The sequence below is a fragment of the Brevundimonas sp. NPDC046655 genome (genome assembly GCF_044901625.1).
Taxonomy (GTDB): Bacteria; Pseudomonadota; Alphaproteobacteria; order Caulobacterales; family Caulobacteraceae; genus Brevundimonas.
In genome coordinates, this window is record NZ_JBJDPV010000004.1 from 25,075 (window position 1) to 47,313 (window position 22,239).

Annotated in this window: 17 protein-coding genes; 9 read left to right on the forward strand and 8 right to left on the reverse strand. The window is 68.4% G+C overall.

Annotated elements, in window-relative coordinates:
* The 5 genes from ACI2KI_RS11825 (at window position 1) to ACI2KI_RS11845 (ending at window position 5,183) form a co-directional block, all read left to right on the forward strand.
* Entirely contained in the window at window positions 1-1,041 is a 1,041-nt protein-coding gene (locus ACI2KI_RS11825; protein ID WP_404620311.1) for an alpha-ketoacid dehydrogenase subunit beta, read from the forward strand.
* Between the two features lies 1 nt (window position 1,042).
* Window positions 1,043-2,692: a 2-oxo acid dehydrogenase subunit E2 gene (locus tag ACI2KI_RS11830; RefSeq protein WP_404620313.1), complete on the forward strand. Its 1,650-nt coding sequence runs from the start codon at window positions 1,043-1,045 to the stop codon at window positions 2,690-2,692.
* A gap of 5 nt (window positions 2,693-2,697) precedes the next feature.
* Window positions 2,698-3,156, forward strand: coding sequence for a hypothetical protein (locus ACI2KI_RS11835; RefSeq protein WP_404620315.1), 459 nt, complete (start codon window positions 2,698-2,700; stop codon window positions 3,154-3,156).
* Window positions 3,153-4,550 (forward strand): dihydrolipoyl dehydrogenase, encoded by a 1,398-nt coding sequence (gene lpdA, locus ACI2KI_RS11840; RefSeq protein WP_404620317.1) that lies wholly within the window; start codon window positions 3,153-3,155, stop codon window positions 4,548-4,550. The genes ACI2KI_RS11835 and lpdA overlap by 4 nt, the downstream gene beginning before the upstream one ends.
* Window positions 4,551-4,826: 276 nt before the next feature.
* Entirely contained in the window at window positions 4,827-5,183 is a 357-nt protein-coding gene (locus ACI2KI_RS11845) for a hypothetical protein (RefSeq protein WP_404620319.1), read from the forward strand.
* Between the two features lie 102 nt (window positions 5,184-5,285).
* On the opposite strand, the gene clpB is transcribed toward ACI2KI_RS11845, so the two are convergent.
* Complete coding sequence (gene clpB / locus ACI2KI_RS11850; protein WP_404620321.1) at window positions 5,286-7,886, reverse strand: ATP-dependent chaperone ClpB; 2,601 nt, start codon at window positions 7,884-7,886, stop codon at window positions 5,286-5,288.
* A 170-nt stretch (window positions 7,887-8,056) separates the two neighbouring features.
* Between clpB and ACI2KI_RS11855 the strand changes: the two genes are divergently transcribed.
* Window positions 8,057-8,701 carry a LysE family translocator gene (locus ACI2KI_RS11855; RefSeq protein ID WP_404620323.1) on the forward strand — a complete coding sequence of 215 codons (645 nt, stop codon included), beginning with the start codon at window positions 8,057-8,059 and terminating at the stop codon, window positions 8,699-8,701.
* Between the two features lie 18 nt (window positions 8,702-8,719).
* On the opposite strand, the gene ACI2KI_RS11860 is transcribed toward ACI2KI_RS11855, so the two are convergent.
* Window positions 8,720-10,993 (reverse strand): TonB-dependent receptor domain-containing protein, encoded by a 2,274-nt coding sequence (locus ACI2KI_RS11860; protein ID WP_404620325.1) that lies wholly within the window; start codon window positions 10,991-10,993, stop codon window positions 8,720-8,722.
* A 152-nt stretch (window positions 10,994-11,145) separates the two neighbouring features.
* On the opposite strand from ACI2KI_RS11860, the gene ACI2KI_RS11865 reads away from it, so the two are divergent.
* Both ACI2KI_RS11865 and ACI2KI_RS11870 read left to right on the forward strand, forming a co-directional pair.
* Window positions 11,146-13,056: a BCCT family transporter gene (locus ACI2KI_RS11865; RefSeq protein WP_404620327.1), complete on the forward strand. Its 1,911-nt coding sequence runs from the start codon at window positions 11,146-11,148 to the stop codon at window positions 13,054-13,056.
* A gap of 61 nt (window positions 13,057-13,117) precedes the next feature.
* Window positions 13,118-14,770, forward strand: a complete 1,653-nt coding sequence (locus ACI2KI_RS11870; protein ID WP_404620329.1) for a serine hydrolase — start codon at window positions 13,118-13,120, stop codon at window positions 14,768-14,770.
* Window positions 14,771-14,829: 59 nt separating this feature from the next.
* Here ACI2KI_RS11870 and ACI2KI_RS11875 read toward each other — a convergent pair whose 3' ends face one another.
* The 5 genes from ACI2KI_RS11875 to prmC all read right to left on the reverse strand — a co-directional run bounded on the left by ACI2KI_RS11875 (window position 14,830) and on the right by prmC (window position 19,717).
* Entirely contained in the window at window positions 14,830-15,234 is a 405-nt protein-coding gene (locus ACI2KI_RS11875; RefSeq protein ID WP_292085160.1) for a hypothetical protein, read from the reverse strand.
* Window positions 15,235-15,302: 68 nt separating this feature from the next.
* Entirely contained in the window at window positions 15,303-16,034 is a 732-nt protein-coding gene (locus ACI2KI_RS11880; RefSeq protein ID WP_404620331.1) for a DUF4893 domain-containing protein, read from the reverse strand.
* Between the two features lie 115 nt (window positions 16,035-16,149).
* The gene (locus tag ACI2KI_RS11885) at window positions 16,150-17,508 is read right to left on the reverse strand and encodes an ATP-binding protein (protein WP_404620333.1); all 1,359 of its coding nucleotides are present in this window, start codon (window positions 17,506-17,508) and stop codon (window positions 16,150-16,152) included.
* Window positions 17,509-17,590: 82 nt separating this feature from the next.
* Window positions 17,591-18,535: a DUF4167 domain-containing protein gene (locus ACI2KI_RS11890; protein WP_404620335.1), complete on the reverse strand. Its 945-nt coding sequence runs from the start codon at window positions 18,533-18,535 to the stop codon at window positions 17,591-17,593.
* Window positions 18,536-18,820: 285 nt separating this feature from the next.
* The gene (prmC, locus tag ACI2KI_RS11895; protein ID WP_292085153.1) at window positions 18,821-19,717 is read right to left on the reverse strand and encodes a peptide chain release factor N(5)-glutamine methyltransferase; all 897 of its coding nucleotides are present in this window, start codon (window positions 19,715-19,717) and stop codon (window positions 18,821-18,823) included.
* A 66-nt stretch (window positions 19,718-19,783) separates the two neighbouring features.
* Here prmC and ACI2KI_RS11900 point away from each other — a divergent pair, with 66 nt between their 5' ends.
* On the forward strand, window positions 19,784-21,043 hold the full coding sequence (locus tag ACI2KI_RS11900; RefSeq protein ID WP_404620337.1) for a YihY/virulence factor BrkB family protein: 1,260 nt from the start codon (window positions 19,784-19,786) through the stop codon (window positions 21,041-21,043).
* Between the two features lie 4 nt (window positions 21,044-21,047).
* Here ACI2KI_RS11900 and prfA read toward each other — a convergent pair whose 3' ends face one another.
* On the reverse strand, window positions 21,048-22,115 hold the full coding sequence (prfA, locus tag ACI2KI_RS11905) for a peptide chain release factor 1 (protein WP_404620339.1): 1,068 nt from the start codon (window positions 22,113-22,115) through the stop codon (window positions 21,048-21,050).
* Window positions 22,116-22,239 lie beyond the last annotated feature (124 nt).

Here is a 22,239-nt window from a genome sequence, read left to right on the forward strand (position 1 = left end):
ATGACCACTGCGCCCATGAACATGATTCAGGCCCTCAACTCGGCCATCGACACCAAGATGGCGGAGGACCCCAACGTCCTGTCGTTCGGCGAGGACGCCGGCTATTTCGGCGGCGTCTTCCGCGTGACCGACCAACTGCAGCAGAAGCACGGTCTGACCCGCAGCTTCGACGCCCCGATCTCGGAAACCGGCATCGTCGGCACCGCCATCGGCATGGCCGCCTACGGCCTGCGCCCGGTCGTCGAGATCCAGTTCGCCGACTACATCTATCCGGCCTATGACCAGATCGTCTCCGAAGCGGCCAAGATGCGCTACCGCTCGGGCGGTCAGTTCACCTCGCCGCTCACCATCCGCAGCCCCTACGGCGGCGGCATCTTCGGCGGCCAAACGCACAGCCAGTCGCCGGAAAGCCTGTTCACCCACATCGCGGGCCTGAAGGTCGTCATTCCGTCGAACCCCTATGACGCCAAGGGCCTGCTGACCGCCGCCATCGAGGACGACGATCCGGTCATCTTCTTCGAGCCCAAGCGCCTCTACAACGGCCCCTTCGACGGCTGGCACGAAAAGCCCGTCAGCCCGTGGAAGACCCAGGAGCTGGCCCAGGTCCCGACCGAGAAATACGCCCTGCCGATCGGCAAGGCTCGCATCATGCGCGAAGGCGCCGACGTCACCATCCTGGCCTACGGCACCATGGTCTGGGTCGCCCTGGCCGGCGCCGAGCACGCCGGCGTGGACGCCGAGGTCATCGACCTGCGCACCCTGGTGCCGCTGGACATCGAGACCATCGAGGCCTCGGTCAAGAAGACCGGCCGCTGCGTCATCGTGCACGAGGCGCCCAAGACCTCGGGCTTCGGCGGCGAGCTGTCGGCCCTGGTTCAGGAACGCTGCTTCTATCATCTGGAGGCGCCCATCGCGCGCGTGACCGGCTGGGACACCCCCTACCCGCACGCCTTCGAGTGGGAATACTTCCCCGGCCCGCAACGCGTGGCCGACGCCCTGAAAGCCGTCATGTCTGGCCAAACAGCAGGAAAGGCTCGTTAAGATGGGTCGTTTCGTCTTCAAGCTGCCCGACGTGGGCGAAGGCACCGCCGAGGCCGAACTGGTCGCCTGGCACGTCGCGGTCGGCGACATGGTCGAGGAAGACCAGATCGTCGCCGACGTCATGACCGACAAGGCCACGGTGGAGATCACCGCACCGGTCAGCGGAAAGGTTCTGGCCATCCACGGCCAGGCCGGCGAGATGGTGCCGGTGCGCGGCCCCCTGGTCGAGTTCGAGGTCGAGGGCGCGGGCAATGCGTCCGACGCCGAGCCGACGCCGGCTCCCGTCAAATCCGAGCCCGCCCCGGTCGCCGTCGAGGCGCCGAAGGTCGAGGTCGCCCCGGCTTCCCCTGCCCCGGCCGCTGCTACCGGCGCCAACTACGTCTTCAAACTGCCGGACGTGGGCGAAGGCACGGCCGAGGCCGAGTTGGTCGGCTGGCACGTCAAGGTCGGCGACGCGGTCGAGGAGGATCAGATCCTCGCCGACATCATGACCGACAAGGCCACGGTCGAGATCACCAGCCCGATCAACGGCGTGGTCGTCGCCCTGCACGGCGAGGCCGGCCAGCAGATCGCCGTCGGCGGCCCCCTGGTCAGCTTCAAGGTCGAGGGCGCAGGCAATGTCGCCGCCGCTCCGGCCGCGACCCCGGCGCCCGCCCCCGCCGCCAAGGCCGAGAAGGCCGCGCCCGCTCCGGTCGCCAAGGCCGCTCCGGCCGCGCCCAAGGCTGACGCCAAACCCGTTCCGGCCCTGACCGGCCGCCGGCCGGGCGAACGTCCGCTGGCCTCGCCCGCCGTGCGCAACCGCGCCCGCGATCTGGGCGTCGACCTGGTCATCGTGCCGGGCACCGGCCCCGCCGGCCGCATCGAGCATGCCGACCTGGACGCCTATGTCGCTCGCGGCGGTTCGCTGCCCGCCGCGACCGGCGGCACGGCCTCCTCGACCTACGCCCGCGCCGAGGGAACCACCGAGACCAAGATCATCGGCCTGCGCCGCAAGATCGCGGAGAAGATGGCCGAGAGCGTCCGTCGCATTCCGCACATCACCTATGTCGAGGAAATCGACATGACGGCGGTGGAAGAGCTGCGCGCCCACCTGAACGCGACCAAGGCCAAGGACCAGCCCAAGCTGAACGTCCTGCCCTTCATCGCCCGCGCCATCGTCGTGGCCCTGCGCGACCAGCCGACGATCAACAGCCACTATGACGACGAGGCCGGGGTGCTGATGACGCACGCCCCGGTCCACCTGGGCATCGCCGCCCAGACGCCGAACGGCCTGATGGTGCCGGTCGTCCGCCACGCCGAGGCGATGGACCCCTACGCCACCGCCCTGGAAATCGCCCGCGTCTCGGGCGCGGCCAAGGACGGCTCGGCCAAGCGCGAGGAGCTGTCCGGCTCGACCATCACCATCACCTCGCTGGGGACGCTGGGCGGCGTGGTGCACACGCCGATCATCAACCACCCCGAGGTCGCCATCGTCGGCCCGAACAAGATCGCCGAACGCGTGGTGGTCAAGGACGGCCAGATGGTCGTGCGCAAGATGATGAACCTGTCCTCCAGCTTCGATCACCGCATCGTCGACGGCCATGACGCGGCGGTCTTCGTGGCGAGGATCAAGGGGCTGCTGGAAAACCCGGCCACGCTCTGGATGGGATAAATGAGATGGCGCAAATCGAGCGCGAAGCCCTAGAGGTGCAGGTGGTCGAACGTCTCGCGATCCTTCTAAGTCGAACAGGTACGCCAGGACACGACTACGCCACGACTGAAGCGCTCGCCTACTTCACGACGATTCTTGCTTGGGTAATGCACCGGGTTAAAAAGCCCGATGACCGCGTGGGTCAATCATTGCGGAAACAGTGGTCTTCAACTGGCGCTATTGAAGAGCCTTGGCTCCTACCCGAACATTGGCGCGGGAAGTCAGCCTTCGATGCGCTGGATGATCTGCGGAACGCTTCAGCGCACGCGGGCCTACGATCAAGTGAGCCGATCAACGACAGCTCCCGCCATTGCCTCGCTGGATTTAAGCTTGGTGGTACGGGCTGGGCGGTTGATCTACCGGAAGAAGAATTGAGACGCATCGGCGACTTAGTCGCCACCCGCTTTGTTGCGAGCTACGCATGACCCAGACCCTCAAAACCAAAGTCCTGATCATCGGCGCCGGCACCGGCGGCTATGTCGCGGGCATCCGTTGCGGCCAGCTGGGCCTGGACACCGTGCTGGTGGACGGCGGCGACGGCTTGGGCGGGACCTGCCTGAACGTCGGCTGCATCCCGTCCAAGGCCATCATCCACGCCGCGGGCAAGTATGAGACGGTGCTGAAAGCCGCCGGCGACGGCACGCTCGGCATCACCGCCTCCGCTCCGGCCATCGACCTGTCCAAGACGGTTGCGTGGAAGGACGGCATCGTCAGCAAGCTGAACGCCGGCGTCGCCGCCCTGCTGAAGAAGGCCAAGGTCAAGGTCATCAAGGGCTGGGCCGAGTTCACTGACGCCAAGACCTGCACCGTGAAGACCGAGGACGGTGACGTCCGCATCACGGCTGAGCACGTCATCCTGGCCACGGGGTCCGAGCCGGTCGAACTGCCCTTCCTGCCGTTTGGCGGCGACGTGATTTCTTCGACCGAGGCCCTGAGCCTGCCGGAAGTGCCCAAGAAGCTGGTCGTGGTCGGCGGCGGCTATATCGGCCTGGAACTGGGGATCGCCTTCCGCAAACTCGGTTCGGAGGTGGCCATCGTCGAGATGGCCGAACGCCTGCTGCCCCTCTACGACAAGGCCCTGACCGACCCGGTGCAGAAGTGGCTCGAGAAGCACGGCGTCGAGCTTCTCCTCGGCGCCCGGGCGGGCGGTTTCGGCGACGGCAAGCTGAACGTCACTGACAAGGACGGCAATCCGATGCAGCTGGACGCCGACAAGGTGCTGGTCACCGTCGGCCGTCGGCCGCGCACCAAGGGCTGGGGTCTGGAGACCATGGGCGTGGCCATGGACGGCCCCTTCGTCAAGATCGATGAGCGCTGCGCCACCAGCATGAAGAACGTCTGGGCCGTCGGCGACCTGACCGGCGAACCCATGCTGGCGCACAAGGGCTCGGCCCAGGGCGAGGTGGTCGCGGAAATCATCGCGGGCCATGACCGCGTGTTCGATCCCGTGACCATCGCCGCCGTCTGCTTCACCGAGCCGGAAATCGTCTCGGCGGGCCTGGGTCCGTCAGACGTCGAGGACCGCGACGACGTGATCCAGGCCGTCTTCCCCTTCGCCGCCATCGGCCGCGCCCTGGCCATCGAGGCCGGCGAGGACGGCGGCTTCGTTCGCGTCATCGCGTCGAAGGCCGACCACCGCATCCTGGGCATTCAGGCCGTCGGCCAGCACGTGTCCGAGATGTCCAACAGCTTCGCCCAGATGCTGGAGATGGGCGCCGTGCTGGAGGACGTGGCCGGCGTCATCCACGTCCACCCGACCCTGGGCGAAGCCTTCCACGAGGCCAGCCTGCGGGCCCTGGGCCACGCCATCCACATTTAAGGGCGCTATGCTCGGGTCACGGACCCTCGCGACTTGAGCGCGTTCTTCCTTCTCCCCTTGTGGGAGAAGGTGTCGTGCGGAGCATGACGGATGAGGGGTGACGGCGCCGCCGCTTGCTCGCTCAGGCGCCGCCATTCTTCTTCCTGAACCCTCAGCGCTGACACCCCTCATCCGAGCGCCTCCGGCGCCCACCTTCTCCCACGAGGGGAGAAGGAAAATGGCCCCGCTTGCCCGACGCCGACGAAAGTCCGACCCTCCCGCAAACGGGAGGCTTCGATGAGCGCCGAGACCCATTACCTGGCCGTCTTCACCAGCGACAAGACCGGCCCCAAGTGGCGGGCCTGGCGCGCCATGAGCGAGGCCCAGCAGGCCGAAACGGCCCGCGTCGGCGTGGCCGCCGTCGCCGCCTGGGAAGAGGCGCACCGCGACGTCATCGTCTATCAGGGCGGCCCGCTGGGCCCGACCAAGCGCATCGGCGACGACGGCGAAGTGACGGACATGGTCAACCTGCTGACCGTCTTCATGGTGGTCCGCGCCGACAGCCACGAGGCGGCGGCCCGCCTGTTCGAGGGCCACCCGCACATGTCCATCTTCGTCTGCGACGGGGTGGAGGTGATGCCGGTGCTGGGGTGAGGCTCAGCCGCCGCTGACACGACTGGTCAGAGAATGAGGAAAGAAAAAGGGGCCGCGAAATCGCGACCCCTGTCTTAGGTCAATTGCAGTGAGGCCTTAAGATCAATGCACCCGCGCCTTGCCGATCTCCAACCCATCCGCCCCCGCTGACACGGCCACCACGCTGCCGTCCTCGATCTCTCCGGCGAGGAGTTTCTTGGCCATGGGGTCGACCAGTTCCTTCTGGATGACGCGTTTCAGGGGGCGGGCGCCGTAGACGGGGTCGTAGCCCTTGTCGGCGAGCCAGGTCAGGGCGCTGTCGTCCAGGGCCAGGGTCAGGCGACGGTCGGCCATCAGCTTTTCCAGACGCGCCAACTGAATGCGGACGATGCCGCCCATCTGTTCGCGGCCGAGGCGGTGGAACAGGATGATCTCGTCGATGCGGTTCAGGAACTCGGGCCGGAAGTGGGCGCGGACCTGTTCCATGACCAGGGGGCGAACGGCCTCCCAACCTTCCTTAGAATGGGCCTCCCCCTCGGGCTGGTCAGCCAGATACTGGCTGCCCAGGTTGGAGGTCATGATGATCAGGGTGTTCTTGAAGTCGATGGTGCGGCCTTGCCCATCGGTCAGGCGACCGTCGTCCAGCACCTGCAACAGGACGTTGAAGACGTCGGGGTGGGCCTTTTCGACCTCGTCGAACAGGACGACCTGATAGGGGCGGCGACGCACGGCCTCGGTCAGGGCGCCGCCCTCGTCATAGCCGACATAGCCGGGAGGGGCGCCGATCAGGCGGCTGACCGAGTGCTTCTCCATGTATTCGGACATGTCGATGCGGGTGATGGCGTTGTCGTCGTCGAACAGATAGCCGGCCAGGGCCTTGGTCAGCTCGGTCTTGCCCACGCCCGTCGGGCCGAGGAAGAGGAAGCTGCCCAGCGGCTTGTTGGGGTCGTTCAGCCCGGCGCGGGCGCGGCGCACGGCGTCGGACACGGCTTCCAGCGCCTCGTTCTGGCCCACCACGCGGCGGCCCAGTTCCTCCTCCATCTTGAGCAGCTTCTCGCGCTCGCCTTCCAGCATCTTGTCGACAGGCACGCCGGTCCAGCGGCTGACGACGGCGGCGATCTGCTCGGCGTCGACGACCTCGGGGGTCAGGGGGGCGGCGACCGCCGCCGGGGATTCGGAGTCCGCGAGTTGCTTCTCAAGCTGCGGGATCTGGCCATAGGCGATCTCTGAAGCGCGGCCGAGGTCGCCGGCGCGCTGGGCGGCGGCCAGTTCGGCGCGCAGACGGTCCAGGGTCTCACGCAGTTGCGCGCCCTGACCGACCTTGTCCTTTTCCGACTTCCAGCGGGCGGTCATGTCGTCCGACTGGCCTTCGAGGTCGGCGATCTCGTCCTCCAGCTTTTCGAGACGCTGCTGCGAGGCGCTGTCGCTCTCCTTCTTCAGGGCCTCGCGCTCGATTTTCAGCTGGACCAGACGGCGGTCGATCTCGTCCAGCGCCTCGGGCTTGGAGTCCACGGCCATGCGGACGCGCGAGGCGGCCTCGTCGATCAGGTCGATGGCCTTGTCGGGCAGGAAGCGGTCGGTGATGTAACGGTTCGACAGGGTCGCAGCGGCGACGATGGCGCTGTCGGAAATGCGCACGCCGTGGTGGACCTCGTACTTCTCCTTCAGGCCGCGCAGGATCGACACCGTGTCCTCGACGGTGGGTTCGGCGACGAAGACCGGCTGGAAGCGACGGGCCAGGGCCGCGTCCTTCTCGACGTGCTTGCGGTACTCGTCCAGCGTGGTGGCGCCGACGCAGTGCAGCTCGCCGCGCGCCAGAGCGGGCTTCAAGAGGTTGGAGGCGTCCATGGCCCCGTCGCCCTTGCCGGCGCCGACCAGGGTGTGCATCTCGTCGATGAAGAGGACGATGCCGCCCTCGGCCTGTGCCACCTCGTTCAGTACGGCTTTCAGGCGCTCCTCGAACTCGCCGCGGTATTTGGCGCCGGCGATCAGGCTGCCCATGTCGAGCGACAGGACCTTCTTGTCCTTCAGGCTTTCGGGCACGTCGCCGTTGACGATCCTCAACGCCAAGCCTTCGACGATGGCGGTCTTGCCGACGCCGGGTTCGCCGATCAGGACAGGGTTGTTCTTGGTGCGGCGGGCCAGGACCTGGATGGTGCGGCGGATTTCCTCGTCGCGGCCGATGACGGGATCAACCTTGCCGTCGCGCGCTGCCTCGGTCAGGTCGCGGGCGTAGCGTTTCAGGGCGTCGTAGCTGTCCTCGGCCGAGGCGTTGTCGGCGGTCTTGCCCTTGCGCATGTCGGCGACGGCGTCATCGAGTTTCTTGGGCGTGACTCCGGCGGACTTCAGCGCCTCGGCGGCGGCCCCGCCCTCTTTCACGATGGCGGCCAGCAGGCGTTCGGTGGTGACGAAGGCGTCACCGGCCGATTTGGATGCTTGCTCGGCGGCGCTGAAGACGCGGGCGGTGTCGCCGTCCAGATAGAGCTGGCCCGAGCCGCCCTCGACCTGGGGCCGCTTCTTCAGCAGGCCTTCGGTGACGAGTTCGACGGCGGACGGATCGCCGCCGGCCTGATCGATCAGCTTGCGGGCCAGACCGTCGCGTTCTTCCAGCAGCACCTTCAACAGGTGCTCGGGCGCGAACTGCTGATGGCGGCGAGCCAGAGCCAGCGACTGGGCGGATTGGACGGCCTGTTTGGCGCGGTCGGAATAGAGGTCGAGATTCATTTCGGTGCAGTCCCCTCGGAAGGCGGAAAACCAACAACGCGCCCTTCTGCGAAGCGACGCCTTGAGTTGTGTCAAACCGAGGTGGGTGTGGCGGAACGGCCACGCAAGACCAGTCACTCGCGATTGATGCGCGCCGCCGTCCCGGCCTAGCGTGGCCGCAGGAGGCCTCTATGGATTTTCTGACGCACGGCCCGGTCGATCCGACGGTCGTCCTGCCCTTTCTGGCGGCGGTGGCGCTGATGGAGCTGACGCCGGGGCCGAACATGGGCTGGCTGGCCCTGGTGTCGCTGTCACAGGGACGAACAGCGGGGCTGGCGGCGGTGGCCGGGATCACGCTCGGCCTGACGCTGTGGATGGTCGCCGCCGCCTTCGGCCTGACCGAGGTGGTGCTGCTGTGGCCCGCCCTCTATCAGGCCATCCGCTGGGCCGGGGTCGGCTTCCTGCTGTGGCTGGCCTGGGACGCCTGGCGCAGCACCGGCGACGGCGCGGACGCGGCGCCGGTCGAGACGCGGCGGCGCGCCCTGTTCCGGCGCGGCCTGATCGGCAACCTGCTGAACCCCAAGGCTGCCCTGCTCTATGTCGTCCTGCTGCCCGGCTTCATCCGCCCGGCCCACGGCTCGACCCTGACGCAGGCCCTGACGCTGGGCGGCCTGCACGTCGTGGTCAGCGTCATGGTCCACTCGGTCATCGTGCTGACAGCGGCGCGGGCGGGCGGTGCCCTGCTGACCCGGGCCCAGGGGCCGGCGATGCGCGCCGCCATGGCCCTGGGCCTGGTCGCCATCGCCGTCTGGACCGCCTGGGAGACGAGGGTCTGAGCCCTCGCCTTCGGCCGATCAGCCGCCGGTCGGGCCGGTCGAGAAGTCGAACTGTTCGGGCTGGCGGCGCGGTCCGCCGCCGAACGACCAGGTCAGGCCCAGGTAGAAGGCGCGCAGATTGATGTCCTGATCGCTCCGCTCACGGAACAGGGGCGTGTCATAGGTGGTGGCCCCGCCGAAGGAGTTGAGGATGTCGCGGGCCGTGAACTGCAGCGACAGCGTATCGTTGAGCTTGCGACGATAGCCGAGGTTCACCATCCCGCCGCTCTCGCGCGTGCCTTGCGCCAGCAGCTGGTCGCCCTGCCAGAAGCCCATGACCTGGACGAAGTCCTTGGGCGTGGCCTGCCAGTTCAGGCTGAGGCGGCCCGTCACCATCTCGCCTTCGCGATCGCGGGCGCCGGGGATGCCTGACGCGTCGATTTCCTGACGGAAGGCGTTGACGCTGGCGTTGTAGCGAAGGGTCGGATGCAAGCGGCCGCTGGCGGTCAGCTCGACGCCCAGGTCGCGGCGCGCGCCCAGGTTTTCGGGCCGGGTCAGCAGGACGCCGCCGCCGACATCGACGGCCACGTCGGTGAAGGCCTTGGTGGTGTCGCGATAATAGGCCGTGGCCTGATAGAAGTTCTGGCCCTGGCGCATCTGCCACATGGCCTCGAAGCTGTCTGTCTCCTGCGGCTCCAGGTTCGGATTGCCCGAGCGCAGGTTCAGCGGGTCGCCATAGGAGACGAAGGGGTTCAGCTGCGTCGGCTGCGGGCGCTGGATCCGGCGCGAATAGCTGGCGCGCAGGGTCTGCGTGTCGGTCAGCTTGTATTGCAGATGGCCGGTCGGATAGGCGCGGAAGTAATCCTGAGAGGCACGCGCGGCGTTGGTGACGTCCTCGACATCGACCTCCGCCTGTTCCAGACGCAGGCCGAACTGGGCCGACAGCTTCTCGCCGAACGGGCGCTCATAGGTGGTGTAGAGGGCGTGGACCGTCTGCTCGGCCTCGAAGCGGTTGCTCAGACCAGGCACCGGGGCGAGAGCGGCTTCGGTCGGGCCGCGCCGCAGGACAACGTCCTGATCCGGGCGGTTGAGGCTCAGCTCATAGCCGGCGCGCAATTTGGAGCCGTCGTCCATGGGCCGGGTATAGGCGCTGGTGAAGCCGATGGTTTCCTGCGCGTTCAGGAACTTCTGGTCCTCATAGACCGTCGGGCTGACGGGCACGGAAAAGACGTTGGCGTTCAGCGAGGCGTTCTCGTTGTCGTTGCGGTCATAGCGCAGCTCGTTGGACCACTCGTGGCCCGAGGCGTCAAACTGGTGCAGCACGCGGGCGGTGGCGCCCCAGCCGTCCATGCTGAAGCCCCCTACCCCGGCGCGGGTGTAGGCGCTGGTCAGGACGCCGGCGGCGTTGCGGGTCTCGAACAGGCTGCCGGCCTCGGCGTCGGCCTCGAAGCGGTTGGCGCGCAGTTCCCCCGTCAACATGGTCTTGTCGGTCAGGCGGTATTCGGCCGCGACCCGGCCGAAGGCGCCCTTCTGGATCATGTCGTTCTCCTGGATCGTCGTGGTCCTGGAGGTGACGGCGCCGGTGATCGGGTCCAGCTGTTCGCGCAACCGGTCAAAGGCGAAGTTCTGATCGTCGTAGCGATAGCTGACGTCGCCGGTCAGGGTCAGCTTGCCGCGCTGGCGCGAGCCGCTGACGCCGGCGTTCCAGCGGCCGTTGTCGCCGACATTGACCCGCACAGAACCGGTCGTGACGGTCGCCGTGGGCGCCCCGGCGGCGGCGGCGCGCGCCGCGGCGGGAATGGGCTTGGTGATCAGGTTGATGACCCCGCCCGAGCCCTCGGGGCTGTAGGCGGCCGAGGGGTTGGTCATGACCTCGATCCGCGCATAGCGGTCAGCCGGCAGTTGCAGCACAGCGTCAGCGCGATTGGGGCCCGACAGGATGGCCGAGGGACGACCGTCGACCAGGATGGTGACATTGCCGTCGCCACGCAGCGAGACATTGCCCTGGGGGTCGACATCCACCGAAGGTACGTTGCGCAGCGCCTCGGCCAGAGAACCGGTCGCGGCCTGCAGATCGTCAGCCAGACTATAGCTGATGGAATCAATCGAGGTCCGCACGTCGTTGGCCCGGGCGGTGACGACGACGTCGCCCACGGTCGCGGGCTCGTCCTTGTCCTTGTTCTCCTGCGGAGCCGTCGGCGCCGGGGTCTGGGCCTGCGCCCCAGTCTCGGGCGGTGGCGTCTGGGCCATGACGGCGCCCGCGGGCAGGGCCAGAACGACGCCCAGCAAAGGCGCAAGCTTGAGTTTCGACATGGTCGCGTCCCTGCGGACGTCCCCTCGACGTCCCCTCAAGCGCTGCGACTATCAGCCGGTCATCGCCGACCACAGTTACATCTTTTTCATCCCGGGGGCGGGTCTGTGGCCAAGGCCGGGAACCGCAAGCGTCGCCGTGCGTTTGCGGCCCCATGCTGACGACCAAGATGAACCCCCGCGTCTTCTGGGGGGCCAGCGCCATCGCAGGCGCCCTGCTTCTCCTCGCCATGATCGCGCCCTCGACGTCCGGCCTGATATTCGGCGCGGCCCAGGCCTGGGTGATCGACACCTTCGGTTGGTTCTATGTGGCGGCGGTGGCGGGGTTCCTGCTGTTCGTCGCCGTGCTGGCGCTCGGGCCGACCGGGCGGCTGAAGCTGGGGCCGGACGAGGCCGAGCCGGACTTCCCCTATGTCTCCTGGCTGGCCATGCTGTTCGCGGCGGGCATGGGCATCGGCCTGATGTATTTCGCCGTGGCCGAGCCGGTGCAGCACTATATCGCCCCGCCCGAGGCGGAGCCCGGAACCCTGACCGCCGCCCGCGAGGCCATGGTCATCACCTATACCCACTGGGGCGTCCACGCCTGGGCCATCTACGCCGTGGTGGGGCTGAGCCTGGCCTATTTCGCCCACCGGAAAGGCCTGCCCCTGACCATGCGGTCGGGGCTTTACCCGCTGCTGGGCAAGCGCATCAACGGGCCGATCGGCGACGCCGTCGACATCTTCGCCATCTGCGGCACCCTGTTCGGCATCGCCACATCCCTGGGGCTGGGCGTGGCCCAGATCACCTCCGGCCTGAACTATGTGGCGGGGGTGCCGAACACGGTGATGGTCCAGGTCGGCCTGATCGTCGTGGTCATGGGGGCGGCGACGATCTCGGTGCTGACCGGCGTGGACAAGGGGGTGCGGCGGCTGTCCGAGCTGAACCTGGTCCTGGCCGTCTGCCTGATGCTGTTCGTGCTGGCGGTGGGCCCGACCCTGTTCCTGCTACGGGCCTATGTGCAGAATTTCGGTCTCTATCTGGACCACTTCTTCGTCCGCACCTTCACCCTCTACGCCTATGAACCGCGCGGCTGGATGGCGGACTGGACCCTGTTCTACTGGGCCTGGTGGATCGCCTGGTCGCCGTTCGTGGGGATGTTCATCGCCCGCATCTCGCGGGGGCGGACGGTGCGGGAGTTCGTCATCGGCGTGCTGCTGGCGCCGACCGCCTTCACCTTCCTGTGGATGACGGTCTTCGGCAACTCAGCCATGGGCCTGGACCTCGGCGCAGCGGGCGGGGCCATTTCGGAGGCGGTGCAGGCGGACCTGTCGACAGCCCTGTTCCACTTCCTGGAATACCTGCCGGGCACGGCGATCACCTCGACCCTGGCGGTGGCCCTGGTGGCGGTCTTCTTCGTCACCTCGGCCGATTCCGGGTCGCTGGTCATCGACACCCTGGCGTCGGGCGGGGCCGAGGAAACGCCGCGCTGGCAGAGGGTCTACTGGTGCGTCCTTCTGGGGCTGACGGCGGCCCTGCTGCTGCTGGCGGGGGGTCTGGGGGCGCTTCAGGCGGCGACCCTGGTGGCGGCCCTACCCTTCGCCGTCATCATGATCCTGCTGGCCTTTGGGCTGACGCGACAGATGAACGCCGACCTGAGGGGCGAGGCGGTCGAGACCGAGGCTCCGCCGATCCGTGAGCGGCTGAAGCGCATCTTCTCGCCCGCCAGCCGCAAGGACATCGCCCGCCAGATCGAACGCCAGGCCGCCCCGGCCCTGGTCGAGGTTCGCGACGCCCTGTCGAACGAGGGCCTGGACCACAGCCGGGTCGAAATGGATGAGAACGGCGTCTGGCTGGTGGTCGAACACGCCAACGGCCGCGACTTCCTCTATCGCGTCGGCGCCCGCTCACGGCCCCTGCCCGCCCTGAGCGCGCTGGAGGCGCCCGAGGGCCGTCGCGCGTTGGAATGGCGGATGACGGCCCAGACCGGCGACGGCACGCGCCCCCGCGATCTCACCGGATTCAGCCGGGCGCAGATCGTCGCCGACGTGCTGGAACACCTGCAAAGGTGGCGGCTGGCGGCCTGAGCCCTTGGCCCGGCGGATCGGCGGCGCTAGCGTCGCCGCTCATGTGTCGGGAGCTTCGCCTATGTCCATCCGCCTGTCGCGCCGCGCGGCGCTGATTTCCTCCGCCGCAGCCGCATCGGGCGCGGCCCTGCCCGCGACCGGTTGGGCCCAGACCAGCGCCGACACCCGTTCGGACGAGGAGATCGCCGCCGCAGCCGACGCCTGGGTGCAGCGCTGCATGGCCGCCTGGCCCGATCAGCCCGCCGTCTCCCTGGCCCTGGTCCGCGGCGGCAAGACGGTGCTGGCCAAGGGCTACGGCGTGCGCCGTCAGGGCAAGGCCGAACCGGCCGACGAACACACCCTGTTCGCCATCGCCTCCAACTCCAAGAACGTCACCGCCGCCTGCCTGGCCATCCTGGTCGACGAGGGCAAGGTGAAGTGGGACGAGCCGATCAAGACCTATCTGCCCGGCTTCACCCTGTCGGACCCGATGGTGGGCGAGCGCATCACGGTGCGCGACACGCTGAGCCACCGCGCCGGCTTCGGTCTGGGCGCCGGGGACCTGCTGTTCTGGCCCAACAGCGACCGGACGCGCGCCGAGGTCCTGGCCCAGGCCGCCTTCGTGCCCATCGAGGACGGCTTCCGCGAGGACTATCACTACTGCAACCTGATGTTCGTGGTCGCGGGCGCGGTGATCGAGGCCGTATCCGGCCTGTCGTGGGAGGCCTTCGTCCAGACCCGCATCTTCGACAAGGTGGGCATGAGCGAGAGCGTGCCCCTGGCGCGTCTGGCTGATCCGGCCAAGTCCGCCCTGCCGCATGGCCGCGTCGGCCCGCCCCTGCGCTATCAGGGGGCGATGACCCAGATCGCCGACTCCATCGTCGAGGTCTGGAACTGGGATTCAGCGGCGGCGGCGGGCGGCATCTGCGCCAGCGCGACCGACTGGGCCAAGTGGATCGCCGTGCGTCTGAATGACGGCGAGCTGGCCGACGGGTCGCGCCTGTTCTCCGAAGCCGCCGCCAGAGAGATGTACAGGCCCAACATCATCGTCTCCGCCCTGGGCGGGCCGACGGCGGAACTGCCTAACCAGGCCGTGGCCTCGACCTATGCCATGGGCCTGCAGGTCCAGGACTATCGCGGCGAGCGGCTGGCCACCCACGGCGGCGGCTCGCCCGGCGGCATCTCGGCCACCGTCCTGATCCCGGGCCGCAAGATCGGCTTTTCGGTCTTCACCAACGCCGAGGAGAGCTTCCTGCTGCGCGCCCTGCGCTCGGGCCTGTCGGACATCGCCATGAACAAGGTCGACGTCGACTGGATCGCCGATTCCAAGAAGCGGGAGGCTGAGGGGACCGAAAAGTCGCTGAAAGCCGCCGTCGAGATCGACGCCAAGCAGGCGGCGGGCGCCCCGCCCTCCATGCCGCTGGACGCCTATGTCGGGACCTGGCGCGACCCCTGGTACGGCGACATCGTCATCGAGCAAAAGACCCAGGGGCGCGGCCGCAACCGCAAGTCCGGCCTGTGGGTGGCCTTCACTCACACCCCGGCGCTGCAGGGCTGGCTGGAGCCCTATGACGGCGAGACCTTCCGCACCCGCTTTGCCGACAAGCGCGAGGAAGACGCCTTCATCACCTTCAACATCGCCACCGCCAAGCCGGCGACCGCCACGGTCAAGGGCGTCTCGCCCGACATCGACTTCTCCTACGACTATCAGGACCTGCGGCTGACGCGGGTCTGAGGCCAGCAAAAAGGGGCGGTCCCGACGGACCGCCCCTTTCTTCATTTCGTCCCGAGAGCTTAGCGCGCCGCCGGACGTTGGCCGGCCTCAAGGATGGGCATGCCCGCCTCGGTCGGGATGTAGATGGTCTGGCGGCCTTCCTTGCCGGCCGTCTCCTGCAGCATGTTGATGTAGGACCAGCGCAGATAGGCCTCGGGGCCGCCCAGGGCCTCGGCCATGATGCGGTTGGCCTCGTTGGCGCCCTTGGCGCGCTCGATCTCGGCGGCGGCGGTCAGCTTGGCCGAGTCCAGGGCGGCCTGAGCCTCCAGCACGCGGATGCGGCGGTTTTGCACCGCCTCCTCATAGGCCGCCTTGCCCGCCATCTGCTTGGAATAGACGTTGTAGGTCGGGAAACCGACCAGGACGACGGCGACCAGAACGCCGATGGCGATGATCGAACCGATGGTGAAACCTATGCCGCGCATCTGCGCCTCCCCGGAAATCTGAACGACGCTCAGGGTGGACGGCGCCGCCCCCCAGGGTCAAGCGCGGCTCAGCGCCGCGTGGACGCGGCCGCCGGGACCAGCTCGATCAGATCCAGATTGGACTCGTTCGCCGGCCAGGGGATGACCAGCCGCCAGCGGCGCTCGCCGATGCGCTCGACCACCGCCACCATGTCGCGCTCGGCCCGCAGGCCATATGAGCGCGCGGCCGGTTCGGAGGCCAGGGCCATGGAGCCCAGGAACACCATCTGGCGGTCGTTCTCGGGATACAGCAAACCGCTGGGACGCTGCGACCCGGTCAGCTTGCTGAATTTCAGGCCCGCCGACGTCTGTTCGATGCGGCAAGCGAACCAGCCGTAAACCACATAGCCCAGACCGCCCTCGCCGCCCTGCGAGCCCAGCTTGACGGTGCGACAGCGGTAGTTCCCGACCGGCGGCGCCACCGAGGGACGCCCCGCGTCCGGGTCGATCAGATCGCCCAGACCGTTCAGGTCGCCCGACCCGGCCTGACGTTTCGCCTGCTGCAGGGCCAGGGTCCAGGCGGCCTCGCGCCGCTGATAACGGTCGCGATCAGCAGCGGTGATGACCCCGCGCCAGTCGCTCAGAACCACACCGCTGGGGGCTTCGGGCGCTGACGGAGGCGGCGGCGGGGGCGGAGGGGGGGGCGTGGTCGCACAGCCCGCCAGCACCGCCGCCAGCACGCACGAGATCAGCGCGCCTGGAATGAGGGCGTGAGGCCCCCGCGCCTTGAAATGCGAACTACCGGCCGACGGACGTGACATGGGCTCTCCCTAGCACAGGGTCGAAAAAGCCCCCGCCCCCTAGGAAGCCCCCTGAAGCCTCCGCGTCAACCCTGCGGGCGGGCGACGTCGCGACGCCACACCGTCTCCGCATGTCTCAAGCGGCGTCAATCGTCCCGGCCCGCACGGCGACGTCACCTGTCGTCGAGACCGGCGACAGGGCGCGCGACAGGGCCTCGGCCAAAGCCGGAATCTGCAGGGGCTTGGTCAGATATTCTATAAAGCCGGCCTCGCGTCCTCGGCGGATGTCGGCGAGGGCCGCGCCGGCCGACAGGGCCAGAACCGGCACCGTCCGGGTCAACGGGTCCTCGCCCAGACGCGCCTTGAGCTCGAAGCCGTCCATCCCCGGCAGGTTGATGTCCAGAATGATGACATCGGGACGCAGATCCCGGGCCAGGGCCAGGCCCTCCGGCCCTGTCTGGGCCACATGCAGCCGCAAGCGGCCAAAGGCCGTGGTCACATGGCGCATCAGGGCGACGTTCGACGGATTGTCCTCGACATAAAGCAAGGTGGCCTCGGGCAGGTCGGCGGCCGGGACGGGCGAAGCGATCAGGGCGCGCGGCTGGGCCGCCGAGGCCGGCAGATACACCGTGAAGACCGCCCCCTCGCCCTCGCGGCTTTCCGCCTCCAGCCGACCGCCCATGGCATCGATCAGACGCCGCGCCACGGCCAGTCCCAGGCCCGCGCCGGGCACGTCCGAAGCTTCGCGGCCCAGCCGGTTGAAGGGCTGGAACAGGCCGTTCATGCAGGCTGCGGGCAGGCCCGGTCCCGTGTCGTGGACGCTGAGGCTGACGCCCTCGGCGGACTGGCGCGCCTCGATCAGGACGGCGCCGCCGGGGCGATTGTATTTGACGGCGTTCGCGATCAGGGCGGTCAGCACCTGACGCAGGCGCTCGCGGTCGGCGCGGGCGGCGAGGCCGGCGACGGGCGGCGGCTCCCGCAACTCGACTTCGGCGGCCTCGGCCATGGGGCGCAGGGCCTCGCAGACCTGACGCGCGACCAGCAGGGGATCCAGCCGCTCGACGTTCAGCGCCAAGCGCCCGCCTTCGATGTCGGCCAGGTTCAGCACCTCGTCGACCAGGACCAGCAGCCGAGCCCCGGCGTCGCGGATCTGCTCCAGCGCCTGATGCTGGCGATGGGTCAGGGGCTCCTGCGCCTCGTTCATCCGCATCAGGTCGGAGAAGCCGATGACCGCGTTCAGCGGAGTGCGCAGTTCATGGCTCATGCTGGTCAGGAACTCGGTCTTGGCGCGGTGCGCCGCCTCGACCTGGGCGGCCTGGCCTTCGGCGGCGGTCAGGGCCGCCTGAAGTTCACGCGCCCGCTGCTCGGAACAGGCCTCGAGCGTGGCGTTGACCCGCCGCAGGATCCTCACCTCGCGTCGGGCCTTCACCGCCATCCGCAACCCCGCCCAGCAGCCCGACAGGGCCAGGGCGACCACCACCAGAACGAGTTCCATCGCGCGTCCCTCCGATGCCTCGAGAGTGACGACTATAGATTGCAATTATGTAAACATGCGCGCCAAGGTTGCGCGCCGTCGATCAGCCTTCGTCGGTCGCCGGCTCGACCTTGCGGCGCGGCGCGCGACGCTTGGGCGCGGGCGCTTCTTCCGACGCGGCCTCCACCTCGTCAGAAGACGGCGTGGTCGGGCGGGTCAGGAAGCCAGGCAGACCCATGCCGTCGCTGGCCTCGCCTTCGGCCGGCGCACGCTCGGCGCGCGGACGACGCGGGGCGCGGGCGGGACGGGCCTCGGCCTCTTCGTCGACGACCGGTGAGGCGGCTGTTTCGTTCGAGCTGGCGGCGGCGTCGTACTCAGCCTCGGCTGCGGCGCGGGCTTCGTCCTCGGGCGTGGCCTCGCCGGCTTCGAAGCGACGGTTGCGTTCCTCGCGGCGGCGCTCCCAGCGCTCGCGGCGGGTTTCACGACGGCCGCCCTCGCGGGGCTCGCCCTCGGCGCGGGGTTCGCGGTCATTGTCGCGCGGCTCGCGCGGTTCACGATCCCGGTCGCGGTTGTAGTCGCGGTCCCGATCACGGTCACGGTCGCGATTGGCGTCGCGTTCGGCACGCTCGGCCTGGCGACGGGCTTCGTCCTCGGCCTTTTGCTGCTCGGCGGCGGCGGCGGCGATGATGGCGGCGGCCTGGGCGCCGGACTCGTCCTCGAAGTCGATGTCGAAGCCCTGACCGGCCAGTTCGCGCTGGGCGATCTCGCTGACCGGACGTTGCGGCTGCAGGGCGCGCAAGACGCGGAAATAGTGTTCGGCGTGCTGGGTGTAGTTCTCGGCCAGGACCCGGTCGCCGGCGGCCGAGGCGTCGCGCGCCAGCTGCATGTAGCGCTCATAGACGGTCTGGGCGTTGCCGCGGACCTTGATGTTCTCGGGGCCTTGCGAGTCCCACGACCGGTTCGGGTTGGTCGCATTGGCGTTGTTGCCGCCGCCGCCGGGCTTCCGGTTGCGTCCGCGCTGACGCTTCATGCCCTTGAAATCTCTCATCGGAGCTTACCGTGCTGGTGCGGGCCGCCGTCGGGTGAGGACGGGCAGGACCCAGTTCGTCGTTCCGTTCGGTCGGGGCCAATCCCCGTATCGATGTGCTCGGAAAACCGTTCGTCGCCCTGTGGTCCGCCGGGCCCTGCAGGCCCGACCGTCACTGGCCCAGACGCGCTTGAGCGAGCAAACCTGCCCGAAAAGACCGCGTTTGAGTGGGAGACAAGAAACGACTTAGCGCGCGATGAAGCGCTTTCCAAGGGTTTTGTTGCAGGCCCCGCGCTCGCTCCCCGGTCACGCTTCCGGAAGGGGATCGACGCGCGGGTCCGGGCCGTTGGTGACGACGCGGTCGCGGTCGCCCAGGTCCTTGACCACCTTGACGCCGGTGAAGCCCGCCGCCTCGAACAGGGCCTTGACCGCCTCGCCCTGGTCCCAGCCGATCTCGACGGCGAACACGCCTTCGGGACGCAGGATGCGGGCGATCTCGGGGGCCAGATCGCGATAGGGCTGCAGGCCGTCAGGGCCGCCGTCCAGCGCCAGATGCGGGTCGTGCTCACGCACCTCGGGGTCCAGGCCGGGAATGTCGCCGGTCGGGATATAGGGCGGATTGGACACCACCAGGTCGAAGCTGTCGTCGGCGAAGCCCGCGGCCCAGTCGGTGCGGATGAAGGTGCAGCGGCCGTTGAGGTCCAGGTTGGCGGCGTTCTCACGGGCCACGGCGATGGCCTCGGTCGAGATGTCGGTGCCGACGCCGCGCGCCCCGGCGCGCTCCATCAGGGTCGCCAGCAGGATGGCGCCCGAGCCGGTGCCCAGATCGACCATCTCGAAGGCGCGATGCGGCGGGAAGGCGCGGACGATGACATCCAGCAGGGTCTCGGTGTCCGGACGCGGACTGAGCACGTCGGGGGTGACGTTCAGCATGATCTTCCAGAAGCCCTTCTTGCCCAGGATGCGCGACACGGGCTCGCGCTTCAGCCGACGCTCGATCATGGCGTCCAGCGCAGCGATCTTGTCGGCGTCGACGACGCGATAGGGATCGGTCAGGATGTCGACACGGCCCGCGCCGGTCGAGGCCTCCAGCAGCAGGCGGGCGTCGATCGACGGACTGTCGATGCCGGCGGCCTTCAGGCGGGCCTGGGCGCCTTTCCAGGCGGTCAGCAGGGTCGGGGCGGCGGATGCGTTTTCGGACATGAGGGCTGATTGGCGATTGCGAGGCGGGAATTCAAGACGCAAGCCGATCGGGAACAGGCGGCGAGCGTGACCGTTGTGGGGCGGATGGGGATGCAGAACCTTCTGAAACGGTCGACGCGTCGGCGCGAAAACGGCGGCGTCGTCTGGCGTTATCTGGGCGCGGCGGCGGGCGGTCTGGCGGCCGGGGCCACGGCGGCGCACCTTCTTTATACGCAGGGACACAAGTACGGCGTCGAACTGCGGCCGAAGCGACCCGAGCCCCTGCCCCCGCGCGATCCCACGCCCGAGGACTATGACGCCAAGGAGCCCGGCCGCGGCCGGCTGGCCCAGCACCCCGTCCGTATTCCGCGCAAGGGGTGGATCGACATCGCCTGGCGCACGACCATGGGCTACTTCGGAGACCGGGTCGGCTTCGTCGCCGGAGGCGTGACCTTCTTCATGCTTCTGGCCCTGTTTCCGACACTGGGCGCCTTCGTCACCATCTATGGCCTGTTCGCCGATCCGGCCGACGCCTGGAACCAGTTGAGCTTCCTCTATGAGGTGCTGCCGTCGAACGTGGCCCAGTTTCTGGGAACCGAGATGACCAGACTGGCGGGCGGCTCGACCGGGCAGCTGACCTTCACCCTCATCTGGACCCTGGCCCTGTCCCTGATGGCAGCCAACGGCGGGGTGAAGACCCTCTTCTACGGGCTCAATCTCGCCTATCACGAGGTCGAGCGGCGCAACATCATCACCTACAACCTGCTGTGCATGGGCTTCACCGTCTCGGGCCTGCTGGCGGTTCTGCTCAGTTCCGCCCTGGTGGTCGGGGTGCCCGTGGTTCTGTCGGTGTTCGGGCTGGAGGAGGAATGGGCCCATCTGGCGCCGCTGCGCTGGCCCCTGCTCTACCTCGGCTATGTCGCGGCCCTGGCCCTGATCTATCGCATCGGACCGTGCCGGGCGCGGGCGCGGTGGCGCTGGCTGACGCCGGGAGCCCTGTTCGCGGCGGCGCTCAGCCTGCTGGTGTCCTTCCTGTTCAGCTGGTTCCTGACCACCTTCGTGCGCACCGACTCCTATGGTCCGCTGGCGGCGGCCATGGGCTTCCTGCTGTGGACCTGGTTCTCGGTGCAGGTGATCCTGATGGGCGCCCGGCTGAACGCCGAGATAGAGCATCAGACCGCCCTCGACACCACCACCGGCGCGCCCCTGCCCATCGGCGAGCGCGGGGCGATCATGGCGGATTCCGTCGGCCCGCGTCGGGGCAATCCGGCGGCCCTGGCCTTCACGCTGAAGTACGCCGAGGCCCTGGGCGACCGGGTGCTGAAACGGCGCGTCAAACGCCGCTGAACGCTCAGCCGAGCTCGGCCTCCAGATCGGCCAGGCGAGCGGCCTGATCCTCGGCGATCAGGGCGTTCAGCAGGGGATCGATGTCGCCTTCCATGATCTGGGGCAAACTGTGCAGCGTCAGGTTGATGCGGTGATCGCTGACCCGGCCTTGCGGATAGTTGTAGGTGCGGATGCGCTCCGACCGGTCACCCGAGCCCACCTGGGACTTGCGCGTATCGGATCGGGCCAGATCCTTGGCCTGACGCTGCATGTCATACAGGCGCACGCGCAGGTTCTTCATCGCCTTGTCGCGGTTCACGTGCTGGGACTTCTCCGACGACGTCACCATGATGCCGGTGGGCAGGTGGGTGATGCGCACCGCGGAATCGGTCGTGTTGACGTGCTGGCCGCCCGAGCCCGACGAACGGTAGGTGTCGATCCGGATGTCCTTGTCGTGGATTTCGATCTCGACGTCCTCGACCTCGGGCAGGACGGCGACCGTCGCCGCCGAGGTGTGGATGCGCCCCTGAGACTCGGTCGCCGGCACGCGCTGGACCCGGTGCACGCCGCTTTCGAACTTCAGTCGACCGAACACGCCTTCGCCTGTGACGGTGGCGATGATTTCCTTATAGCCGCCCGCGTCGCCCTCGGTCAGGCTGTCGACCTCGACCCGCCAGCCGCGCGAGGAGGCATAACGCGAATACATGCGGAACAGGTCGCCGGCGAAGATAGCGGCCTCGTCCCCCCCGGTGCCGGCGCGCACTTCCAGCACGGCCGAGGCGTTTTCGTCGGCGTCGCGCGGGGCCAGAAGCAGGGCGACCTCGCGCTCCAGATCAGGCAGGCGGGCGTTCAGGGCGTCCAGTTCGTCGGCGGCCATGGCGGCCATTTCGGGGTCAGAAGCCATGGCCTGCAGGTCCTCGGCCTCGGCTCGGGCGCGAGCCAGGATCTGAACCGCGTCAGCCACCGGCTTCAGCTCGGCATGCTCTTTCGACAGGCGCACGATCTCGGCGCCGTCCGAAGCCGCGCCCATGCGCGCCTCCACCTGGTGAAAGCGGTCGAGCACCTGATCGAGACGGGCCTGGGGCAGTCGCAAGGGAGCGTCCTTTGACGGGAAATTCGAGCGCGGAGCCTTACCCGCCCGACCGGCCCCTGTCGATGGAAAGGCCGGAACACGCGCAGATGGAGCGATTGTGAACAGCCGTCACAAGCCCGTCAGG